Here is a 19987-nt window from a genome sequence, read left to right on the forward strand (position 1 = left end):
CGCGAGCTGCTACCAGATACTCACTGAAGCGCTACCAGATAGTCACGACACTGCTACCAAATAGCCGGTCGCAACAGCATGCTCTTTGTCTACATCAATCAACCTAAAGGCGTCTTAGAACCTGCCCGCATCAAATCTACGACCAACAGTCTTGAAGGCGGGATTAACGCTCGCCTGAAAGAGATTGCGCGTGCTCACCGGGGCAGAACAAATGAACACCAGCGCAAAATGCTGGACTGGTGGCTGTACCTAAAAACAGAACTGCCCGACGATCCACTACGCATCGCCAGACAGTCCCACTGGGGCCAGGACCAACTCGCCAAAGTATCCATCCTGACCCACACCGAGAACCAAGCCGACCACGAAACAGGACGACCAGCCCTCTACGACAACGGTATCGACACCGAGTACACCCACTCAATCGGCATCCAAAAAGGCCAAATCTAACCCCAGCGACACGCCGAGCCAGACACACATTTTGACCCTTAACCCGCTAAAATCCGCCCAGGGCCATCACAATAGAAAACCCCCCGCCTCAATGTGAGTCGGGGGACGGAGGGTGAACGGTAACTAGTTCAGACCCGGGATCTGCGGCAGCTTCGGCTGCGGGATGTTAAGACCGAAGATGCGGTTGATGGTCGGGATGAGGCCGTAGGCGGCACCGCCGACGACTGCAATGACGGCGATGATGGGGAGGATAACCTTCGCGCCACGGCTGGAGCCTGCGAAGAAGGCCGCAGCCATATCGTCGGCAGAAGGCTCCTTCGTGTTGGTCGGCTTAGAAGGCTTGGTCGGCTCGGTAGGCGTCGTAGTGGAGCTCGACGGCTCTTCCTCCTTCACGGCCGGGCGCGCGGTGAGCCACTCGTCGGAGTCCAGAACGCCCTGGGTCAGGCGGGTCTCACCAATCCAGCCGTACCACGGGTCCTGCGGCTTGCGGCTATCAAAGCCAGCGCCCATAACCCACTGCAGGTCGCGCGGGAGGAGGCCTTCAGCACCCTTGGCGTTGCGCAGGATGGGTGCACCGTTGATGAACATCTCTACGGTGTCGGAATCCGGCTTGTTGACTACGGCGATGTGCATCCACTCCTCGGTGGGAACCTCGTGGGACCAGACAGTCGAACCTTCGCCTTCCTTCGGTTCCGCCCACCAGCGCAGCTCACGGAGGTTAGAAATGCCGAACATGACGGTGGGGTCGGTGTCCTCGGATCCGTCGACAAGCTCGGCGATGCTGGAGTCGCGGGAGAGCGCACTCCCCCAGCCGTGCTCAGAGCCGTTGAAGTCCTTCGGAATCTTCACGAAGGACTCAAAGGTGTAGCCCTCGGAGGTATCGACCTTGTTGATCTCCGCGCCTTCCTTGGACCGAAACTCTGCCATCGCGAGCTTGCCAGCTGGGTCGGACCAGTAGAGGGAGCCAGAATCAGAGGACAACGGGTGGTGGTCCTTGGTGTAGGTGATGCGCTCACCCGTGTTGGAAGGACCACCCTCGCGAACGAGGTCACCGGCACCATCAGCACCGAAGACATCCGGAATGACTGCGCCTTCGGTGGCCACGTCGCCGTCGGCAAGCTGCTTGCCGTCCGTGTTCTTGGTCTGCCCCGGGCGCCAGTGGAAGACGGTCTTGTCGGACTTCACGAAGTCATTCGGGCCCTCCGGCAGCTGGTCCTTCGGGATGGTGTACGGGGTGTAGCCTTCCTCAGCGATGTCGCGGGCCTTCTGACCGAGGTCCGGGTCGTTTTCATCGCCAATGGTCCAGTCCGGGGCGAAGTCAGCGAAACGCTCCTTGAAGTTGAGCGGCACGTGATAGCTATCGCCTGTGCCGTCGAGGATGAGCTTGTCGAACTGCGTGAGCTCCTTCGCTGGTTTCTGCGCGACCCACGGGGACAGGGCGGTCATCTCCAGCTCATTGCCGCTCAGGTCGAACTCGAGCACGCCGAGCAGACCGTTACCGCCCTGGTAAGCCATCTGGTAGTCCTGCAGGATGCCGATGACGTCGTGGCCTGCATCGTTCTTGTCCACGCGGTAGCCCGCGCCGTGGTGGTGGCCGCCCATGGTCAAGAAGATCTGGTCGTTCTTCTTAATGAACTTGTCCCACAGGCCCTGGCCATAGTCATCGGAGTAGAAAACCTCGCCAGCACCATCGAGGTTGAGCACCTCGTGGCTGGTGAGGATGACCGGCAGGTCCGGGTGCGCATCGAGAACGCCTTGCGCCCACTCCAGAGCCGCATCATCCGCGCGCCAGCCCAGCGCCAGGACCAGGTACTTCTGGCCCTCGGCCTCAAAAATGTGGTACTCGGAGTCATTGTTGACCGCGGTGTGGCGCTCTTGGAAGGTTTCCGGGTTGGCGGTCTTGGCGCGCTCGGCGCTGAAGTAGTAGTTGTACGGGTGCGCCGACTTGTCCTCAATCATGTCGTGGTTGCCCGGCAGGATAGAGTAGTTCAGGTCGGAGTCATCGAGGACCTTCATGGCTTCATCGGCGACCTTCCACTCCCCCTCGACGTCAGACTGGTCCACCACGTCACCGAGGTGGGTAGCGAAGTCCATGTTCAGCGCTTCCTGATTCTTCACCAGCCACTCGACCTGCGCCTTGAAAGGCTCGCTACCGTAGCGCGCCTGGGCCAAATTGCCGGTCTCCGGGGTGGAGTAACGGGAATAGAACTGCGTATCCGGCAGCACGCCGATGCTAAAACGTGAGCCCAGGCCTTCTGAAGGTTCGGCAGCAAAGGCAGGGACGACGAGGAACGTACCGGCCACCGAGGCGGTGACCACGGTGCCGAGCAGGCGGCGAGAAGCCATAGATCTTCCAATCACAGTGAATAAAGCCAAAAGAGACATAAGAAATGTATTCTCCATAGCTTTCCCTCACGTAACGACCGCATGAACGCACGTTTAAATGATTACCCGCCGCTAGGATGAACGCTCATGAGCAATATCACTAAGAAATACAACGTCGACGTCACCCGCGTTGATACCGGTCGCTACCGCGCCACGAACACTGCGGGCGCGACCCTCGAATTCGGCACGGGCGACGGACTGCTAAGTCCGGTCGAGCTGTTGCTCGCTGCCGTGGCGGGCTGCTCGGCCGTGGACGTCGACGTGGTCACCTCCCGGCGCACGGAGCCGGAGCTTTTCGACGTCCACGTAGAAGGCACCCGCGTCAACGAGGACGGCGCCTCAAGGCTTAGCGACGTCAACGTGGAATTCTCCCTCCGCTTCCCCGATACCGATGCCGGCCGTCAGGCCCAGTCCATGGTGGAGCGCCTCGTGCGCATCTCCCACGAGAAGGACTGCACCGTCTCCCGCACGGTAGAAAACCCCACCAACGTCACGTTCCGCACGACCCAGCCCTAAGCCCACTCCGCTTTAAGCGCCTTTAGAGCGCTTTAAGCGAAAGGGTTATCGTCGCGCGAAGGGTTCTCCTCCCACGATTCAACGAAGGGGTTGTCCATGGCTTGCTGCATAGTGTGGGAGCCATCCCCGAATGGGTTGTGCCCGGCATCGGAGCGCTGGCGGCGGTAGCGCTCCAGATCCGCCTGTGCCATATAGCCCAGCTCTTCGCCGTCCACCACGATCCAGGGAAGCGGGTTCGGATCCACCATACGGCGCGGCTGCCCTTGGTGTGGCGAGGACAACATGGTGCGGATATCCGTCCGAGCCTGGTCCAGTTCCCCAAGATCCTTTGGACTCATTGAGGTTTTAATAGTCTTGCCGCCGCCGGTTCCAACCACCTCAGCCTTGAGCATGCTAAAAGAAAAGACTCCTGAAGGAATCGAGGGATTGCGCATGTCCACCTTGTCGAAGGCAAGGACGTCGTCATCGTCGAAAACCAGGATGAGCCCTTGCGGGGTGATGTACACCCAGGCCTCGTGCTGCATATCGACGTCTACCCGGTAAAACCCAATGAGCGGCTCGTCCGGCTCCAGCAGCCCATAGGCGTTGAGTTGTATCGTTCCCACACCACCACACTGCGCAAAGCCGTGATCCCACAGGTAGTGCATCTGACCTTGCAGCAACACTTCCCACAAGCCACGAATGAAGTCAGACAGGAGAGCGCCGTACTTATTGGCTAGCGGCTTGTGGATGCGCAGGTAGCCCGAGCGGATCTCAAACACGATCGGGTACGTCAGGGGCAGTGATTCGACGAAAGCCTCATCGATATGCAGGCGGCCATTATTCGCCTCGATGAATTCTTCCGCGGGGAAAAGATGCTCCACCACGAGGGTGTTTCCTTCTTCACGGGTATCGAGGATCCACTGAGAGTTCCGACGGCAGTTCTCGATGTAACCCTGAAGCACCGCTTGCACCTCAGCATCGCTGAACTGCTGGTGGTTCAGCCGGAACACGCTGTCGCCCTGAATGAAACGCATTCTCAGCTCTTCAGCCATACTTATTCCTCCGTCTTATGGGGCTCCGTGCACGTTTATGGCTCTGCGAGGCGCACCTGTGCACCCACCCATACTAATTGTGGTGCAATTTTAGACCATCGTGGCTAAAGTGACTTCAGATACTTTCTTCGGCCCCATCTTTGTCAGCCCACTTGACCCTCGCTAGGAGAACTCCATCATGTCTTTGTCCCGCCGTTCCCTTATCAAAGCCAGTGCCCTCGCGCTGACCGCCGGTGCCATCGGCAGCCAAGCACCCGCTGCGCTCGCCGTGGGTCCAGCTGTGGGCACCATCATTGACTTCTCCGCCGGTGTCCCTTCTGCGCGCGCCATCAAGGCCGCCGGCCACCTCGGCGCCATTCGCTATGTTTCCCAGCGCCGCCCCGGCGCTAACTGGATGCAGGGCAAACCCGTCACGCTGGCGGAAACGAAGGCCAATGCCGCTGTCGGCCTGAAGACCGCCTCCATTTACCAGTTCGGCCGCGCCGAGACCGCCGACTGGCTCAACGGTGCGGCGGGTGCCGCCGTCCACGCCCCGCAGGCCATCGCTATTCACAAGGCCGCTGGCGGGCCGACGGGCCGCCCAATCTACATCGCGATCGATGACAACCCCACCCGCGCCCAGTATGAGAACCAAATCCGCCCCTACCTCAAGGCCTTCTCGACGGCGCTGAGCGCGGCCGGCTACCAAACCGGCGTGTACGGCAATTACAACGTCATCGACTGGTGCGTCAACGACCACATTGGCCAGTTCTACTGGATGCACGATTGGGGCTCGGGCGGCAAGATTCACCCGCGCACCACCATCCACCAAAAAGCCAAGAACCAGGCCACCATCGACGGCGTGACCTGCGATATTAACACCGTCTACGCCAATGACTGGGGTCAGTGGACCCCGGGCCAAGGCGCGGTGACACCGCCCAAGGTCAAGGACATCCCGAGCGTGCCGGACAACATCCCGCTGCCCAACATCACCCTGCCGGATCCCACTGGTCGCGGCTCCAGTGTGAGCAGCGATGGCATCACCATTGCTGGTTCTTCCATCAGCAATGACCAAGTCCGCGGCGCAGTGGATATCCTCAACACCGTGCGCAAGTCCATGGGCTAAATGCCCTGCTGCGGCGCAGTCCCCTACCGTGCCGCAGAGGTCTTCGAGGCCGACGTTCTAGACGTTGGTTGAGAGGACGGCGCAGAAGAAGACGGCTCCGAAGATGTCGCGGCAGCCGGCGTCGCTGTCGTGGAGGTCGCAGTGGGCGCAGCGCTGGACGTCGTCAAGCGCGTGGCAACAGCACCAGGATTAGCCAGCGCCTCCTTGTTCAGGTTGTTGCCCTTCACCAGGTTCTTACCGGTGATCTCCTTGCGTACATAAGACGTGAGTTCCTGAGCGCTTCCTTCGATGGATGCAGCCACGACAAAGTTCTCTCCAAAAGACACCGAGGAATGACGATCCTTGCTGTCCGACCATCCCCACTTAGAGCCCACGACGTCGCTCAGCTTCGCGGTGCCATAGTTCTGTTGATATCCGTCGGCAGATACAGCATCGGCGTGGGACATAGCTACCAGCACAGGATGGGTCGGATCATCCTCCATGAGCTGAACAATGAACCTCACAACGTCGTACGTAGAGGTCATGGAATGCCCCCAGTCCTCCCCCGCGGACGTGGACTCCAAGCCATATTCCTTAGCAATGGCATCGATGGATCGCGGATATTTCTCAAAGAGCTGTGCGGCACTCTCGTCAGAGGAATCAGCAACCATATCCAACGCTAGGTACTTGTCCTCGAAAGACCCGCGTTCCAGCACGTAGGTTGCGATGTAGAGCTTAATCAAGCTCAGCGCATAGCGCGGCTGGTGTTCAGTGGTCGAGCCCATGTGCATGCCCGTCTCAATGCGGTAATACGTGATGGCCTTGGACTCATCGCCCTTGAGGAACTGACCTACTGAGTCCGGGACAGCAGCCAGCTGCAGCTGGCCTTTCCGATGTGTGATGGGGCCAGGTTTGCGTGCGCTGGTCTGCGCTGAACCGCCGGCCATGGAGTCTTCTTCGTGCGCTGGCGAGCACGCAACGAGAGAGGCTGCACCGAGTACGCACGCCAGAAGGGCGGCGCCAGCTCGCACTGACGCCGCCCTGTGAGAAGGCTGAGAGTAAAACACGATGTTTGATTCTACTCTCTACCGCCTGAAACGGTGTGATTGAGGCGTTTTAGTGATCCACCGGAGCCTCAACACCCACGCCGGTCAGGGAGCGAACCTCCATCTCGGCGGACAGTTCTTCTAGGTTGTCCGGCGGGGTCATGATGGAAACGATCCAGCCGGCGAAGAAGGCCAGCGGGATGGTGACCAGGCCCGGGGAGGACAGCGGGAAGATGGACCAGTCAGCGTTCGGGAACATCGAGGTCGGGGTACCGGAGACTGCCGGGGACAGGAAGATGAGTACCAAGCAGGAGATAACACCGGTGTACATCGACGCCACGGCACCTGCGGTGTTGAATCGACGCCAGTACAGGGAGTACAGGATGGTCGGCAGGTTGGCGGAGGCAGCCACGGCAAAGGCCAGGGACACCAGGAAGGCAACGTTCTGGGTCATGGCCAGAATGCCCAGGATGATGGAGACAATGCCCAGGACGACCACGGTGATCTGGGAAACGCGAACCTGCTCAGCCTCGGTGGACTCACCGTTGCGGATGACGGAGTGGTAGATATCGTGCGCGATGGAAGCCGAAGCAGTGATGGCGAGGCCGGCGACAACAGCCAGAACGGTAGCGAAGGCCACCGCGGAGATGACCGCCATGAAGATGGAGCCACCGATCTCCAACGCCAGCAGCGGGGCCGCGGAGTTCGCACCGCCCGGTGCGGCGAGGATGCGGTCCGGGCCAACGAGGGCGGCAGCGCCGTAGCCCAGAACCAGGGTCATCAGGTAGAAGGCACCGATGATAACGATGGCCCAGGTAACGGAGCGGCGAGCCTCGGTCGCGGTCGGCACCGTGTAGAAGCGCATGAGAACGTGCGGCAGGCCGCCAACACCGAGAACGAGGGCAATACCCAGGGAGATGAAGTCAAGCTTGGTGGTGAGGTTCTTGCCGTACTTCAGGCCCGGCTCCATGATCTGGGAGGCTTCATAGCCGCCCTCCTTGATAGCTTCGGAATTAGCGTGCATATCAATCGCCTGGGTAAAGAGTGCGCTGAAGCCACCCTTCAACAAGACAAAGGTGAGAATGCACATGATGACCACGCCGGTCACCAGGAGCACGGCCTTGATCATCTGCACGTAGGTCGTACCCTTCATGCCGCCAACAAGAACGTAAACGATCATGAGGATGCCCACGATGCCAACGACGACGGCCTGCCACTTGAAGTCGTGAATATTCAGGAGCACGGCCACGAGGGATCCTGCGCCAGCCATCTGCGCGATGAGGTAGAACAGCGACACGAACAGGGTCGAGATAGCCGCTGCCACGCGCACCGGGCGCTGCTTAAGGCGGAAGGACAACACGTCCGCCATGGTGAAGCGGCCGACGTTGCGCATCGGCTCCGCGACGAGCATCAGCGCAACAAGCCAGGCGACGAAGAAGCCGACCGAGTAGAGGAAGCCATCGTAGCCGTTGAGCGCAACGGCGCCGACGATGCCCAGGAAGGACGCGGCGGACAGGTAGTCGCCGGAGATAGCAAGGCCGTTCTGCCGGCCGGAGAAACTACCGCCGCCGGTGTAGAAGTCGGAGGCTTCCTTCGTGGACTTGCCGGCACGAAGCACCACGTACATGGTGACAACGAGGAAGGCGGCGAAGACTGAGATATTCAGAATCGGGTTGCCGGCGGAGGATTCCGCTGCGGCCAAGGTAATGGTCTGCATTGTTTAGCCCTCCAGTTCCTGGCGAATGGCCGCTGCCTGCGGCTCGATGTTTTTGTTGGCGTAGTTGACGTAGATGTACGTAATGATGAAGGTTGTCAAGAACTGGGCGAGGCCAAAGACAAGGCCAATGTTCCAACCGCCACCAAGCTCTATGGCCATGAAGCTGGGGGCAAAGACCGCAGCCAGCACATAGAGGACGTACCACACAAAGAACGCCACAGTCATGGGGAAGGTGAATTTGCGGTACGCGCTGCGCAGCTTGGCAAACTGCGGGCTGTCACGCATCTCGATGAACTCTTGCGGCGTAGGTTCGCGGCGCGAGTTAATCGAAGCAGGTGCGTCAGTCATGTCGCTCTCCTTACAAGGGGTCTTTTCTCCACAAACCGCGGTGAGAGACAAGAGGTAGTGTCTTCAATCACGTTTTGCCTTGCACAGTAAGTTACCTAACCGCTCTTGCAAGGTTGTAAATCCTGCCAAGAAAAGTTAATAACATACACTTTCGCTACCCCCTACCCTTGCAACTACAAGGGATTTCTATCTCGCTGCTAGCACCCCCACAGGAGATTCCAAAGGAAGAATCTAATTTAGCAAACCGAAACTTCACAGAGTCTTTCACAGATCTTCACTCCCCCACCCCTCACGATTCCCACTTCCCTGGGTACGCAACAAAGCCCGCCTTCAGCGTCCTCCCCTCTCCCCTAACGATGTAGAAAGAAAGAGCAAGGCGCTGAAGGCGGGCTCCACCGCTCGCGGGCGTTTGGTTACGCCCCACGTGTTTCGGCTTAGGCGCCAGGGAACTCTCGCGGGTCCTTGAACATACGGCCAAAGCCTTCCTGGCCATCAAGCGCATCAAGAGCCGCTACGTCTTCGGAAGTAAGCTCAACCTCTGCGGCAGCGAAGTTTTCTGCAAGGCGCTCCCGGCGGCTGGACTTCGGGATAACAGAAATCCCCTTGCTCAGCAGGTACGCCAACACCGCCTGTCCGGCAGTGATGCCATGCTTTTCGGCGACGGACTCAACCACCGGGTTGTTGAGCACAACGCCGCGCGCCAACGGCGACCAAGCCTCCGTCACGATGCCGTGCTTGGCATGGAATTCGCGCAGCTCCGGCTGAGTGAAGCCCGGGTGCAGCTCCACCTGGTTGAGAACCGGGACGATACCGGTCTCATCAATCAGGGTTTGCAAGGTTTCCTCATAGAAGTTGGCCACGCCAATCGACGCAATCTGACCCATGCCCTGCATGCGGGCAATCTCCTCGAACGTCTCCACATAGAGCCCACCCTGCGGCCACGGCCAGTGGATGAGGTAGAGGTCAAGGTAGTCCAGCTGCAGTTTGTCCAAGGATTCACGGAAGGCTTGGCCTACCTTGTCCTTACCGTGATGGTCGTGCCAGACCTTGCTGGTGATAAACAGCTCATCCCGGGTTACGTCACCGGCCTTCATGGCCTCATTCAGTGCCTGCCCAAGTTCTTCTTCATTCTCGTACAGAGTCGCAGTATCGAAGTGGCGGTAGCCCAGATCGATGGCTTCACGCACGGAGCGGATGAGATCCTCTCCGCGCAGCTTGTAGGTTCCGAGACCCATCAGCGGCATCTCGCGGTCATCATTGAACGTGGTTTGTGGGACACTCATGTCCCCCATTGTGCCGCACTTTAACTCCCTGTGGGGGCGAAGCATAGCTCCTCAGCGCTTTAATCCGAACCTACGCACGCGAAACGCCCTGCTCGGCCGTGCAGTAGCGCACGGCCGGGCAGGGCGTCATTGAGGGAAACAGAAAGGGCTAAGCCCTTTCCTTGCCCTTTCCTTTAGGCGCGAATGAGATCGATGACGAAGGTCAGCGTGCGACCCGACAGCGGGTGTGCGCCACCGGCCGGGCCGTAGGCCTTCTCCGGCGGGATGACCAGCTTGCGGCGGCCGCCCACCTTCATACCCGGGATTCCTTCCTGCCAGCCGGCGATGAGGCCAGTCAGCGGGAACTCGATGGACTGGCCACGACCCCATGAAGAGTCGAACTCCTGGTTCGTCTCGTAGTCAACACCAACGTAGTGGACCTCAACGAAGCCGCCCGGCTGGGCTTCGGCACCGTCACCCACCACGATGTCTTCGATGACAAGGTCCTGGGGAGCAGGCTCCGTTGCCGGCTCAATTACGGGCTTTTCCATTGGGGATTATCCTCCTTGGATTACTTTCTTCTTTGCTGGCCGCATACGCGTGGGCCGAGCCACAACGTTCCCCAGTATAAGCGGAGATGAGAGGCTCGGCCCTAGAAACCCAGCGTATGGGCTATACGTCAAGCCACGGCGGCCTGTTAAAGACCACCGTTCAGGCTACCGTTTAGCGCTCGCTACGCGGGGTGACCTTACGCAGGGTCTCGCCGGTGTAGATCTGGCGCGGACGGTTGATCTTGGTGTTGAGCTCAAGCTGCTCGCGGTACTGAGCAATCCAGCCCGGCAGGCGGCCGATGGCAAAGAGGACGGTGAAGAAGTCCGTCGGGAAGCCCATGGCGCGGTAGATCAGGCCGGTGTAGAAGTCGACGTTCGGGTAGAGCTTGCGGGAGACGAAGTAGTCGTCGTTCAGCGCAATCTCCTCAAGCTTCATAGCCAGGTCCAGCATCGGATCGCCACCGAGGTGATCGATGATCTCGTGAGCGGTGTCCTTGACGATGGCCGCGCGCGGGTCGTAGTTCTTGTACACGCGGTGGCCGAAGCCCATGAGGCGAACGCCCTTTTCCTTGTTCTTCACGCGGTTCATGAAGTCGGTTGCGTCACCACCGTGGTTGTTCTGGATATCCTCGAGCATCTCCAGAACAGCCTGGTTAGCACCACCGTGCAGCGGGCCGGACAGGGCGTTGATACCACCGGCGATAGCAACGAACAGGTTGGCCTGAGCGGAGCCGATCATGCGGACGGTGGAGGTGGAGCAGTTCTGCTCGTGGTCAGCGTGCAGGATAAGGAGCTTATCCAGAGCCTTGGCCACGATCGGGTCGACCTCATAATCTTCAGTCGGGTAACCAAACATCATGCGCAGGAAGTTCTCGCGCGCGTTGAGCTTGTTATCCGGGTACATGTAGGGCTTACCCTGCGATGCGCGGTAAGCATAAGCGGCCAACATCGGCACCTTAGCCAGCAGGCGGACGGTTGCCTTATCCAGCTGCTCCTCATCCAGCGGGTTGAGCTGGTCCTGGTAGTAGGCGGAAAGAATGTTGAGGGAGGAGGCTAGAACAGCCATCGGGTGCGCGTTGCGCGGGAAGATGTTGAAGGCTGCCTTGAAGTCCTCATCCAACAGGGTGTGGTGACGGATCTCGTTGTTGAACTTGGACAGCTCATCCTCGGTGGGCAGGTGGCCCTTGATCAACAGGTAAGACACCTCGTTGAAGGTGGCGTTCTCAGCCAAGTCCGCGATGTCGTAGCCGCGGTGGCGGAGGATGCCTTCCTCACCATTAATAAAGGTGATCTTGGATTCGGTAGAGCCGGTAGACGCATAGCCCGGGTCAAAGGTGACTAGGCCGGTCTCGTTACGGAGCTTGCCAATATCGAAGCCGGAGTCACCCTCCGTGGACTGCTTAATGTCCATCTCGTACTCGCCGCCGGGGTACTGCAGTACAACCTTGTTCTTTTCAGAAGCCACGTATATTCCTTTCCTCAATGTTCAACGCCGACCGCAGCCGGCGCGACAGATCTAAACCTCTTCACACTCTAGCAAAACCTGTGACTCTGCCAACATTGGCAATCCTGGCAAAGTATCTAATGCGCGAACGAAATTAGGCTACACTGCCCACATGAGCAACTCAGAACTCGTCCTGCCAGCAGATCTCCTCCCCACCGACGGCCGCTTTGGCTGCGGGCCCTCGAAGGTCCGCCCCTCCCAAATTGAGGCAATCACCGCGGGTGCCAGCACCATCATTGGCACCTCGCACCGCAAGCCAGCCGTCAAGAACCTCGTCGGTTCCATCCGCGAAGGGCTTTCCGAGTTGTTTTCCCTGCCAGAAGGCTATGAAATTGTCCTCTCCCTTGGCGGTGCCACCGCGTTTTGGGACGCGGCGACCTTCGGCCTGATTGAGAAGAAATCCGCCCACCTCAGCTTCGGCGAATTCTCCTCTAAGTTTGCTAAAGCCGCAGCCGCCGCCCCCTGGCTCGACGCCCCGCTCGTCACCGAAGCCGAGGTCGGCACCGCACCTGATCCGAAGGCAGCTGATGCCGAAGGCGCCGACATCATCGCGTGGGCCCACAACGAAACTTCGACTGGAGCCATGGTTCCGGTGACCCGCCCCAACCCCGAAAACGCGGAGCAGCTCGTCGTCGTCGACGCCACGTCCGGCGCCGGCGGCCTGCCCGTGAATATGTCGGATGCCGACGTCTACTACTTCTCCCCGCAGAAGTGCTTCGCTTCCGACGGCGGCCTGTGGCTGGCGGCCATGTCCCCGGCAGCCCTCGAGCGCATCGAGAAGATTAACTCCTCCGATCGCTTCATCCCACCCTTCCTCAACCTGCAGACCGCCGTGGACAACTCCCGCAAGAACCAGACCTACAACACCCCAGCTGTGGCCACGCTGCTCATGCTGGAGAATCAGGTGCAGTGGATGAACGCCAACGGCGGCCTCGACGGCATGGTCAAGCGCACCACGGAGAACTCCTCCATCCTGTACAACTGGGCAGAGTCCCGCCCGGAGACCACCCCCTTCGTGGCCGAGCCTGCCGCACGTTCCCTCGTGGTGGGCACCATCGACTTCGAGGACTCCGTCGACGCAGCTGCGGTTGCCGCGACGCTGCGCGCCAACGGCATTCTCGACGTCGAGCCTTACCGCAAGCTGGGCCGCAACCAGCTGCGAGTGGGCTTGTTCCCGGCGATCGACTCCGCGGACGTCACCAAGCTCACCAAGGCTATCGATTACGTTTTGGACAACCGATAGCCTTCGCCCGCCACTCCTTGCACCACGCAACAACTTTGTTTGCACCTATTTGTTGAGTCATACAACATGCCCCGCGCTCTTGCCAGAGTTCGGGGCATGTTCTGGGTAAAGTGGATTTCATCACATGTCCGCTACCAGGCTAAGGAGCGCCATCATGCGCGAGATTTTCCTCGCACCCAGCGACTCAACTGACACCTCGCTCGTCCTCCGGGCCGAGGATGGTGAGGAGTTCTTCCTCGAGGTCACCGACGAGCTTCGCGAGCTTTTCGCTCCCGCCGACTCCGCCGACTCCGACTCCGCGAAAGAGGCATCCGACCACACCACGCACGAGGCCGGGAACGCCACCGACGATTCCTCCCCCACTTCTGCACAGGCTTCGCGCTCTGCTGGTTTGCACACCGTGATGCCATCTTCTGGTGGCTCCCCTTCCTCTCCGCAGACTCAGCACACGCAGCAGGCGCAAGAAATCCGCCTGCGCCCCAATGAGATTCAAGCCCGCATCCGCGCCGGTGCCAGCGCCGCTGAGATCGCCGAGGAGCTCGACGTTCCGGAATCCCGCATCGAGCCTTTTGCGCACCCGGTGCTTTTGGAGCGGGCGCGCATTGCGGACGTCGCCAAGCAGGCGCACCCCATCCGCGAGGATGGCCCGGCCAAGCTCACCCTGTGGGAGATCCTGGCCACCGCATTCGCCGCACGTGGGCACTCGCTGTCGGAGGCAACATGGGACGCCTACCGCCATCAAGGTGAACCGTGGATCCTGCGCATCACGTGGAAGACGGGGCTTTCCGCCAACGAAGCGGAGTGGACCTTCAAGCAGACGATGTCCTCCCCGGCCACGGTGGAGGCACGCAATTCCGTGGCCGCAGACCTGACGGACCCGGACTTCGTGCAGCCGGTGCGTTCGCTGACCTCCGTGGGCCGTGGCGAGCGCTATGACGAAGCCATCGATGGGCGTGACTACGCCGAGGGCCGAGAGGTCAACGAGGACGCGCGCGCTGGAGCCCCCGGCGTAACGGAACTGTCTTCCTACACCGGCAACGCAAATGAGAACACTGAGGCGGAGGCCGACGTCACTGCCGAGCCTTCCGTGCTTCCCTCCCCGCGCGGTGGGGAGCACCCCGCCGAAACCGGCGCCGATGAAAACGCAGATGCCCGCGACGAGGGCGCGGCGGCACAGCCGGAGGAGAAGGAATCGGGCGTAGACGAGGACTTCCTCCAGAACCCGGATCCGGAACCCAAGCCTGCCAAGCGCCGCCGCAAGGCCGTCACCCCGCACTGGGAGGATGTGCTGCTCGGCGTTCGTTCCTCTACCAAGCGCCCCCGCGATTAACGAGTAGCCTGCCGTGGATACCCAAAGCGCCGTTCTCACTCTCTGGTACGTCACCGCCGCCGATCCCGCCGAGGTTCTCCGCGGAGAGCCCAAGGCTGACCGCGGTTTCGGCCGCAAGTTTCTCGCTCAACTCAACCCCTCCCTACCGGTAACGCCTATCGGGCAGTTCCCCCTAAACCGTTCCGCCGAACCCGGCGCGAGCGAGTTCTACATCGGCGGCTACCCCGGTGTGGCCGTCGTGCAAACCATCATCCATGATGACCAGCTGATCCTCTCGCAGCTCTCCCGCACCCTGCGCGAGGCCGTGCCGGCAGAGGAGATTTACGCCTTCACCTCTAACCCAGAGACTGGCTATGCCGGCTTTGCGCACTGGACGGGCAGCCGCCTGCGGCGCTCCCTGTGTGGAACGCGCTTTAACCTCTACGAGGATCATGGCCTGCCCGAAACCTTTGAGGCCCCTTACTGGGCCGGGGAGATGGACGAGCCCGCAGGTGGGATTGCCCTGCCCTTCGAGCCGCTCACCATCACCCAGGCAGCCCAAGAGTTCTGGCTGGGCATCGAAGTGGGCGAAGATGGCCCAGACGTGGACGTCGTGGGCTATGCCACCGACGGCCGCCCCGAGCCCAAGGTCGATACTCCCCCACCGCGCCGCACCGTGGCTGAGGTGGCCACAACCTCAGTGGCGAAGCTGGGGCTCAACGATTATGACGACTACGAAGAGCACGACCTCGAGCCGGAATCCACCGGCGAAGAGATTGTCCGCACCGCCAAGCACCTCGGCGGACTCGTGCGCCGCTATGCGGTGTCGACGTCACGGAGCCTCTGGGAGCGCTGGCGCTCGTAGAAGGCAATGGCCGCCGACGTCGCCACGTTGAGGGAATCCGTGCCCTCCGCCATGGGGATACGCGCCCTCACATCGGTCGCGCGCATGGCATGCTCGGTCAGGCCTGGGCCCTCCGCGCCAACCAGCAGCGCCACCTTATCCGCACCCTCCAGGGCGTCGGCGATATGCACGGCGTCCGGATGCGGGGTCAGCGACACCAGCCTGAAGCCCTGGTCGCGCAGCTTCTCCAGCCCGCGCTGCCAGGTGGTAAAGCCGCCATCGAACCGAGCCCAGGGCAAACGCAGCACGTGCCCCATGGAAACGCGCACCGAGCGCCGGTAGAGCGGATCCGCAGCTCCCGAGCCTAAGAGGATGCCGTCGACATCCATGCCCGCGGCGTTGCGGAAGAGCGAGCCGATGTTCTCATGATCACCCACACCTTCCATGATGGCCAAGGTGCGAGCGCCCTCAATGACTTCATCCACGGTCCAGGCCTCTGCGCGGTCAGCCGCGGCAACCAGCCCACGGTGCATGTCGAAACCGGTGACCTCCCCCAACGTTGCTCGAGTGACCTGATAGACGGGAAAATCGCCAACATCGTGGTTCGCTAGGAACGTGTCGAGCTTTCCTTCAAAGCCGATGATGCAGCGCACCGGGAATCGTGAGGCCAGCAGGCGCTCCACGCACAGTGGGCCCTCACCAAAAACGAAACCCTCGCCGGACTTGTCCGCGTGCTTGAGATCGCGGATATCGTCCAGGCGAGGGTCTGTGGGGTCATCGATGACAAAACGCATGGCCCCTAGTTTAGGCACAGGGCCACGTGTTCTCCCCAGGCGGGCTATGCCAGCAGCGAGCTGATGGGCTCCATGGCGAAGTAGACCACGAAGAGGGCGGCCACGAGCCACATGATCCAGTGCACCTTCTTGGCCTTGCCGGCAAAGGTAGCCATCAGGGCATAAGCGATGAAGCCCACACCAATACCGTTAGCAATGGAGTAAGTAAAGGGCATGACCACGATGGTCAGGAAGGCCGGAATGGCCTCCTCCATGCGGTTCCACTCGATGTCCTTGAGCTGTGCCGCCATCATCACGCCCACGACGACGAGGACGGGGGCCGCTGCCTCAATGGGCACGATCTCGTAGAGCGGGGTGAGGAACATGGCCAGCAAGAAGATCACACCGGTCACCACGTTGGCCAGGCCGGTGCGGGCACCGTCACCGATGCCGGCCGCCGAATCAGCAAACACTGTGTTGGAGGAGACCGAACCGGCGCCACCGGCAACGGCGCCAAAGCCCTCAACCACCAGGGCGGTCTTCATGTTCGGAAGGTTGCCCTTCTCGTCCACGAGGTTGGCTTGCTTGCCCAAGCCGTTCATGGTGCCCATGGCGTCGAAGAAGTTGGTGAGCAGCAGGGTGAAGATCAGCAAGACCGTGGAGACCACGCCGAGTTTGGTAAAGGCGCTAATCGGATCGACCTGGCCCACAATCGAAAGATCCGGCAGACCACCCAAAGAACTGGGTACCTCCGGGGTGGCCATGCCCCAGTCCTCGGAACCGGTCAGCGCCTGAATGATCATGGCGATGATGGTGGTAATGACGATGCCAATGAACAGCCCGCCGCGAACCTGGCGGATGACGAAGAAGGCGGAGAGAATCAGGCCCACGACGAAGACGAAGGCCGGCCACGTAGCGATCGAGCCGTTAACGCCCAGGCTCACCGGGACGGTGGTCATCGCGGCATCCGGCACGCGGGTAACAAAGTGACCATCCACGAAACCGATGAGCGCGATGAACATACCAATACCCACGCCCATCGCTGCCTTCATGGAGGCCGGGATGGCATCGAAGACGGCCTGGCGGAAGCCAGAGATGGCCAGCAGGACGATGATGATGCCTTCAATGACGACGAGGCCCATCGCCTCGCGCCATTCCAGGCCGTTGAGGGAAACCATCGTCACGGCGACGAAGGTGTTCATACCCAAGCCCGCAGCCATGGCGAATGGGTAACGGGCGATCATGCCGAAGGCAATGGTCATGACGCCGGCCACCAGTGCGGTGGCGGCGGCAACCTGCGGGATGCCCAGGGTGGTGCCGGCAGCGTCAGCGGACGTGCCCAGGATGAGAGGGTTGAGGAGGATGATGTAGGCCATCGCGAAGAACGAGACCACGCCGGCGCGGACCTCGGTTCCCACGGTGGATCCGCGTTCGGAAATCTTGAAATAGCGATCGATAGCTGCGTTCATCGTGAGAGAGCGCCCCTTCTATCTAGAGAAATGAAGTTTTACCTGCTAAGGGTGCTCCATCCAGGCACTAAAACGCAAACCCCGCACGCTGCGTCGTTGCTGCGTGCGGGGAGAAAGGCGAGCCTCTTAAAAGATCGGCTTCTCATCATCAAAGGGACGCTCCTGCTCCGATCCCTCCTCACGGATGGTCGTGCCGGAATGCGCACCGCACCCGTAGGTGGCGTGCACCACTTTCCCATCCGCCGAGTATTCATTGGCACAGACACCATAATTAGGCATCAGCTCAAGATAGAAAGCACAGGTTTTGCACTGCAGCTGCGCCTGCGCCGCCATCTCCGAATTAGGCCCATACTTCTTGCGCCAGCGCTCTTTGGCTTCCTTGAGGCCTGCCTCGGAAAGCTTCCCTTCATCAAGCCTTTCGTCATCGGGCGCGGGCGGCATGAGGTCGCCCGGGCCAAGGTCCCCTGGGCGCAGGCGCTCGGAATAGGGCACCCACTCGGGTGCTTGGAGGGCCTGGCCGCCGGGAACGAGCGCGACCTCGTTAACGGTCGGTGTGCGCGAGCCCTCCGCGCAGGCGACGACAGCATGCCACTCCCACCCCGGATAGCCCGGCACGTGGGCGTCGAAACGGTGAGTGGCCACGTTGCGGCCTACTCCGGCAACGCCGCGGTGCTTGCCGACGTCCCCCTCACCTACCTCTTCCACAGCCCGGCGCGCCAAGTCGACGGCGGTCGAGTCGAGAAGCGGGGAATGCATCTTTTTCTTGCGAGTCACCCTCCCATTATTAATCACGCACCAAGGCATAGTGCACAATGACAGTCATGGCCCTCCCGCACCTCACTCTCGCATCTCGCGCACTCGCTGCAGCTCTCTCCGCCGGCGCTCTCCTCGCACCGCTCACGTCGTGTTCCTCCCAACCCGCAGGCGATCGCGCGGTGTCGCCTGCCTCTTCGGTGTCGTCTGCCTCTTCGACGTCGTCTTCCTCGTCGAAGGGGGACGGTGGGACGTCGCCAAGCGCACGCTCCCCAGAGCGCTTGGGCGTTACCGTCCTGGACACCGTACCCCTGCCGCCCGATACCTTTACCCAGGGCCTGGAGGTTGACCCCGATGGCAACCTGCTGATCGGCACCGGGCTCAACGGCAAGTCCCGCCTGCTGCGCCTCAGCCCGGGTGCAGAGGCCCCGCAAGAGGAAACCTCGCTTGAAAGCTCATTCTTCGGCGAGGGAATCACGCAGACCGACGCCGGCATCTGGCAGCTGACCTGGAAATCCGGGACAGCTTTCCTGCGGGATTCCGCCACCTTCGAGGAACTGGACCGCGCTAGCTATGACGGCGAGGGCTGGGGCCTGTGCAACGCGGGATCCGAACTCATCCTGTCCGACGGCTCCGCCAAGCTGCGTCACCTGGATCCGAAGACCTTCGCAGAGCTCGGCCCGCGCACCGAAGTCACCCTCGACGGCTCCCCCGTGGATAACCTCAACGAGCTTGAGTGCGTCGATGGTGCGGTCTATGCCAACGTCTGGATGAGCGAGGATATCCTGCGCATTGACCCGGAATCCGGCGCTGTCACCGCCGTGATCGATACCGCAAACCTCAACCATTCCCCTTCTACGGATCCCAACGCCGTCCTCAACGGCATTGCCCGAATCCCGGGCACCGACGAGTTTTGGATCACCGGCAAGCTCTGGGATGAGCTGTACCGGGTGCGCTTCGAGTAGGATTCTCAGCCATGGCTACCGTGAAGCAAGCAAGGAAGAAGTCGCTGCTGCAGTTTCTGGCGCTCATCATCGCCGTGGCGGTCATCGTCGTGGCGGTGGTGCTGTTCCAAAAGTGGAGGAATGACCGCCCGGGCCCCGAGCCACAGGACGTCACCATCACGGCCACGGTGGGCTCCGACACCCTTGACGTTGCACCCTATAGCGTCTGCGAGCCTGGCACCGACTGCAAGGAGGGCGAGGTTCCCAACCTCACGGTGGGCCCCGATGACACCCTGAAGTTGGAGATCCCCGAGGCCATCTCTAACCACGAGTGGTCCGTGCTGTCCATCTATGATGACCCGGCCGCCAATGACAGCACCTCTCACGGCGCCAACGAGACCACCTCGCTGGACATCCCCGGCTCTGTGCCGCCGATTGAGGCCTCCACCGGTGAGCGCCCCAAGCTGATGGTGGTGGAGATTTCCACGCTCATGATTGGCCACGATGCCAATGGCGAGGAAACCCCGATGCAGACGGTATGGTCCCTGTCCACCATGACGGATGAAGAGCTCAAGGAGTCCAAGGCCACGGGCGAGGCACCAGCTGAGAAGTAGCGCCCCTGCCCCACGCGCTGCCTCCACGATCGACAAAGTGCCCTAGCTGCCAAACTTAGGGCTGATCTGTTATGTCCATAGGGTTTTTGGACATGGAGTCCGGTGTCTTTTTGGACACGGAATCCATGGAGGTCTTGGACACTT

The 19987-nt window shown here is 61.0% G+C and carries 18 protein-coding genes and 1 pseudogene; 8 read left to right on the forward strand and 11 right to left on the reverse strand.

Annotated elements, in window-relative coordinates:
- Positions 1-69: 69 nt before the first annotated feature.
- A pseudogene (locus QP999_RS13130) lies at positions 70-447 on the forward strand (IS1249 family transposase); the annotation flags it as partial.
- 123 nt (positions 448-570) lie between these two features.
- On the opposite strand, the gene QP999_RS13135 reads toward QP999_RS13130, so the two are convergent.
- Positions 571-2793: a LamG-like jellyroll fold domain-containing protein gene (locus tag QP999_RS13135; protein ID WP_269948442.1), complete on the reverse strand. Its 2223-nt coding sequence runs from the start codon at positions 2791-2793 to the stop codon at positions 571-573.
- A gap of 126 nt (positions 2794-2919) precedes the next feature.
- On the opposite strand from QP999_RS13135, the gene QP999_RS13140 reads away from it, so the two are divergent.
- A complete protein-coding gene (locus QP999_RS13140; protein ID WP_070531604.1) occupies positions 2920-3348 on the forward strand; it encodes an OsmC family protein in 429 nt (142 codons plus the stop codon).
- 32 nt (positions 3349-3380) lie between these two features.
- Here QP999_RS13140 and QP999_RS13145 read toward each other — a convergent pair whose 3' ends face one another.
- Positions 3381-4364, reverse strand: a complete 984-nt coding sequence (locus QP999_RS13145) for a hypothetical protein (protein WP_232748466.1) — start codon at positions 4362-4364, stop codon at positions 3381-3383.
- Positions 4365-4560: 196 nt separating this feature from the next.
- On the opposite strand from QP999_RS13145, the gene QP999_RS13150 reads away from it, so the two are divergent.
- On the forward strand, positions 4561-5487 hold the full coding sequence (locus QP999_RS13150) for a DUF1906 domain-containing protein (RefSeq protein WP_070563298.1): 927 nt from the start codon (positions 4561-4563) through the stop codon (positions 5485-5487).
- Between the two features lie 23 nt (positions 5488-5510).
- Here the strand turns inward: QP999_RS13150 and QP999_RS13155 are convergent, their stop codons facing one another.
- From QP999_RS13155 to QP999_RS13180, 6 genes are all read right to left on the reverse strand, one after another.
- Entirely contained in the window at positions 5511-6413 is a 903-nt protein-coding gene (locus tag QP999_RS13155) for a hypothetical protein (RefSeq protein ID WP_230310960.1), read from the reverse strand.
- Positions 6414-6582: 169 nt separating this feature from the next.
- Positions 6583-8229: a monocarboxylic acid transporter gene (locus tag QP999_RS13160; protein WP_154737184.1), complete on the reverse strand. Its 1647-nt coding sequence runs from the start codon at positions 8227-8229 to the stop codon at positions 6583-6585.
- Between the two features lie 3 nt (positions 8230-8232).
- The gene (locus QP999_RS13165; RefSeq protein WP_070523091.1) at positions 8233-8577 is read right to left on the reverse strand and encodes a DUF485 domain-containing protein; all 345 of its coding nucleotides are present in this window, start codon (positions 8575-8577) and stop codon (positions 8233-8235) included.
- A gap of 434 nt (positions 8578-9011) precedes the next feature.
- Positions 9012-9869 carry an aldo/keto reductase gene (locus tag QP999_RS13170; RefSeq protein ID WP_070523088.1) on the reverse strand — a complete coding sequence of 286 codons (858 nt, stop codon included), beginning with the start codon at positions 9867-9869 and terminating at the stop codon, positions 9012-9014.
- A 164-nt stretch (positions 9870-10033) separates the two neighbouring features.
- Complete coding sequence (locus QP999_RS13175) at positions 10034-10390, reverse strand: FKBP-type peptidyl-prolyl cis-trans isomerase (RefSeq protein ID WP_010187736.1); 357 nt, start codon at positions 10388-10390, stop codon at positions 10034-10036.
- 172 nt (positions 10391-10562) lie between these two features.
- The gene (locus tag QP999_RS13180) at positions 10563-11855 is read right to left on the reverse strand and encodes a citrate synthase (RefSeq protein ID WP_083299257.1); all 1293 of its coding nucleotides are present in this window, start codon (positions 11853-11855) and stop codon (positions 10563-10565) included.
- 151 nt (positions 11856-12006) lie between these two features.
- On the opposite strand from QP999_RS13180, the gene serC reads away from it, so the two are divergent.
- The 3 genes from serC (at position 12007) to QP999_RS13195 (ending at position 15311) form a co-directional block, all read left to right on the forward strand.
- Positions 12007-13137, forward strand: a complete 1131-nt coding sequence (gene serC, locus QP999_RS13185) for a phosphoserine transaminase (protein WP_070565690.1) — start codon at positions 12007-12009, stop codon at positions 13135-13137.
- Between the two features lie 154 nt (positions 13138-13291).
- On the forward strand, positions 13292-14467 hold the full coding sequence (gene sepH / locus QP999_RS13190; protein ID WP_070565689.1) for a septation protein SepH: 1176 nt from the start codon (positions 13292-13294) through the stop codon (positions 14465-14467).
- Positions 14468-14480: 13 nt separating this feature from the next.
- Complete coding sequence (locus tag QP999_RS13195; RefSeq protein WP_070523079.1) at positions 14481-15311, forward strand: DUF6928 family protein; 831 nt, start codon at positions 14481-14483, stop codon at positions 15309-15311.
- Here QP999_RS13195 and QP999_RS13200 read toward each other — a convergent pair.
- From QP999_RS13200 to QP999_RS13210, 3 genes are all read right to left on the reverse strand, one after another.
- Positions 15263-16084 (reverse strand): TrmH family RNA methyltransferase, encoded by an 822-nt coding sequence (locus QP999_RS13200; RefSeq protein WP_070624530.1) that lies wholly within the window; start codon positions 16082-16084, stop codon positions 15263-15265. The genes QP999_RS13195 and QP999_RS13200 overlap by 49 nt on opposite strands.
- A gap of 44 nt (positions 16085-16128) precedes the next feature.
- Complete coding sequence (locus QP999_RS13205; protein WP_070624531.1) at positions 16129-17532, reverse strand: NCS2 family permease; 1404 nt, start codon at positions 17530-17532, stop codon at positions 16129-16131.
- 126 nt (positions 17533-17658) lie between these two features.
- The gene (locus QP999_RS13210; RefSeq protein WP_319803319.1) at positions 17659-18288 is read right to left on the reverse strand and encodes a DUF3027 domain-containing protein; all 630 of its coding nucleotides are present in this window, start codon (positions 18286-18288) and stop codon (positions 17659-17661) included.
- Positions 18289-18344: 56 nt separating this feature from the next.
- On the opposite strand from QP999_RS13210, the gene QP999_RS13215 reads away from it, so the two are divergent.
- Together QP999_RS13215 and QP999_RS13220 are read left to right on the forward strand one after the other, a co-directional pair.
- Positions 18345-19250: a glutaminyl-peptide cyclotransferase gene (locus QP999_RS13215; protein WP_101736171.1), complete on the forward strand. Its 906-nt coding sequence runs from the start codon at positions 18345-18347 to the stop codon at positions 19248-19250.
- Positions 19251-19261: 11 nt separating this feature from the next.
- Positions 19262-19843 carry a DUF2771 domain-containing protein gene (locus QP999_RS13220; protein WP_070531576.1) on the forward strand — a complete coding sequence of 194 codons (582 nt, stop codon included), beginning with the start codon at positions 19262-19264 and terminating at the stop codon, positions 19841-19843.
- The last annotated feature ends 144 nt before the right edge of the window (positions 19844-19987 follow it).

This window comes from Corynebacterium sp. MSK004 (assembly GCF_030232515.1).
Classification (GTDB): Bacteria; Actinomycetota; Actinomycetes; order Mycobacteriales; family Mycobacteriaceae; genus Corynebacterium; species Corynebacterium hesseae.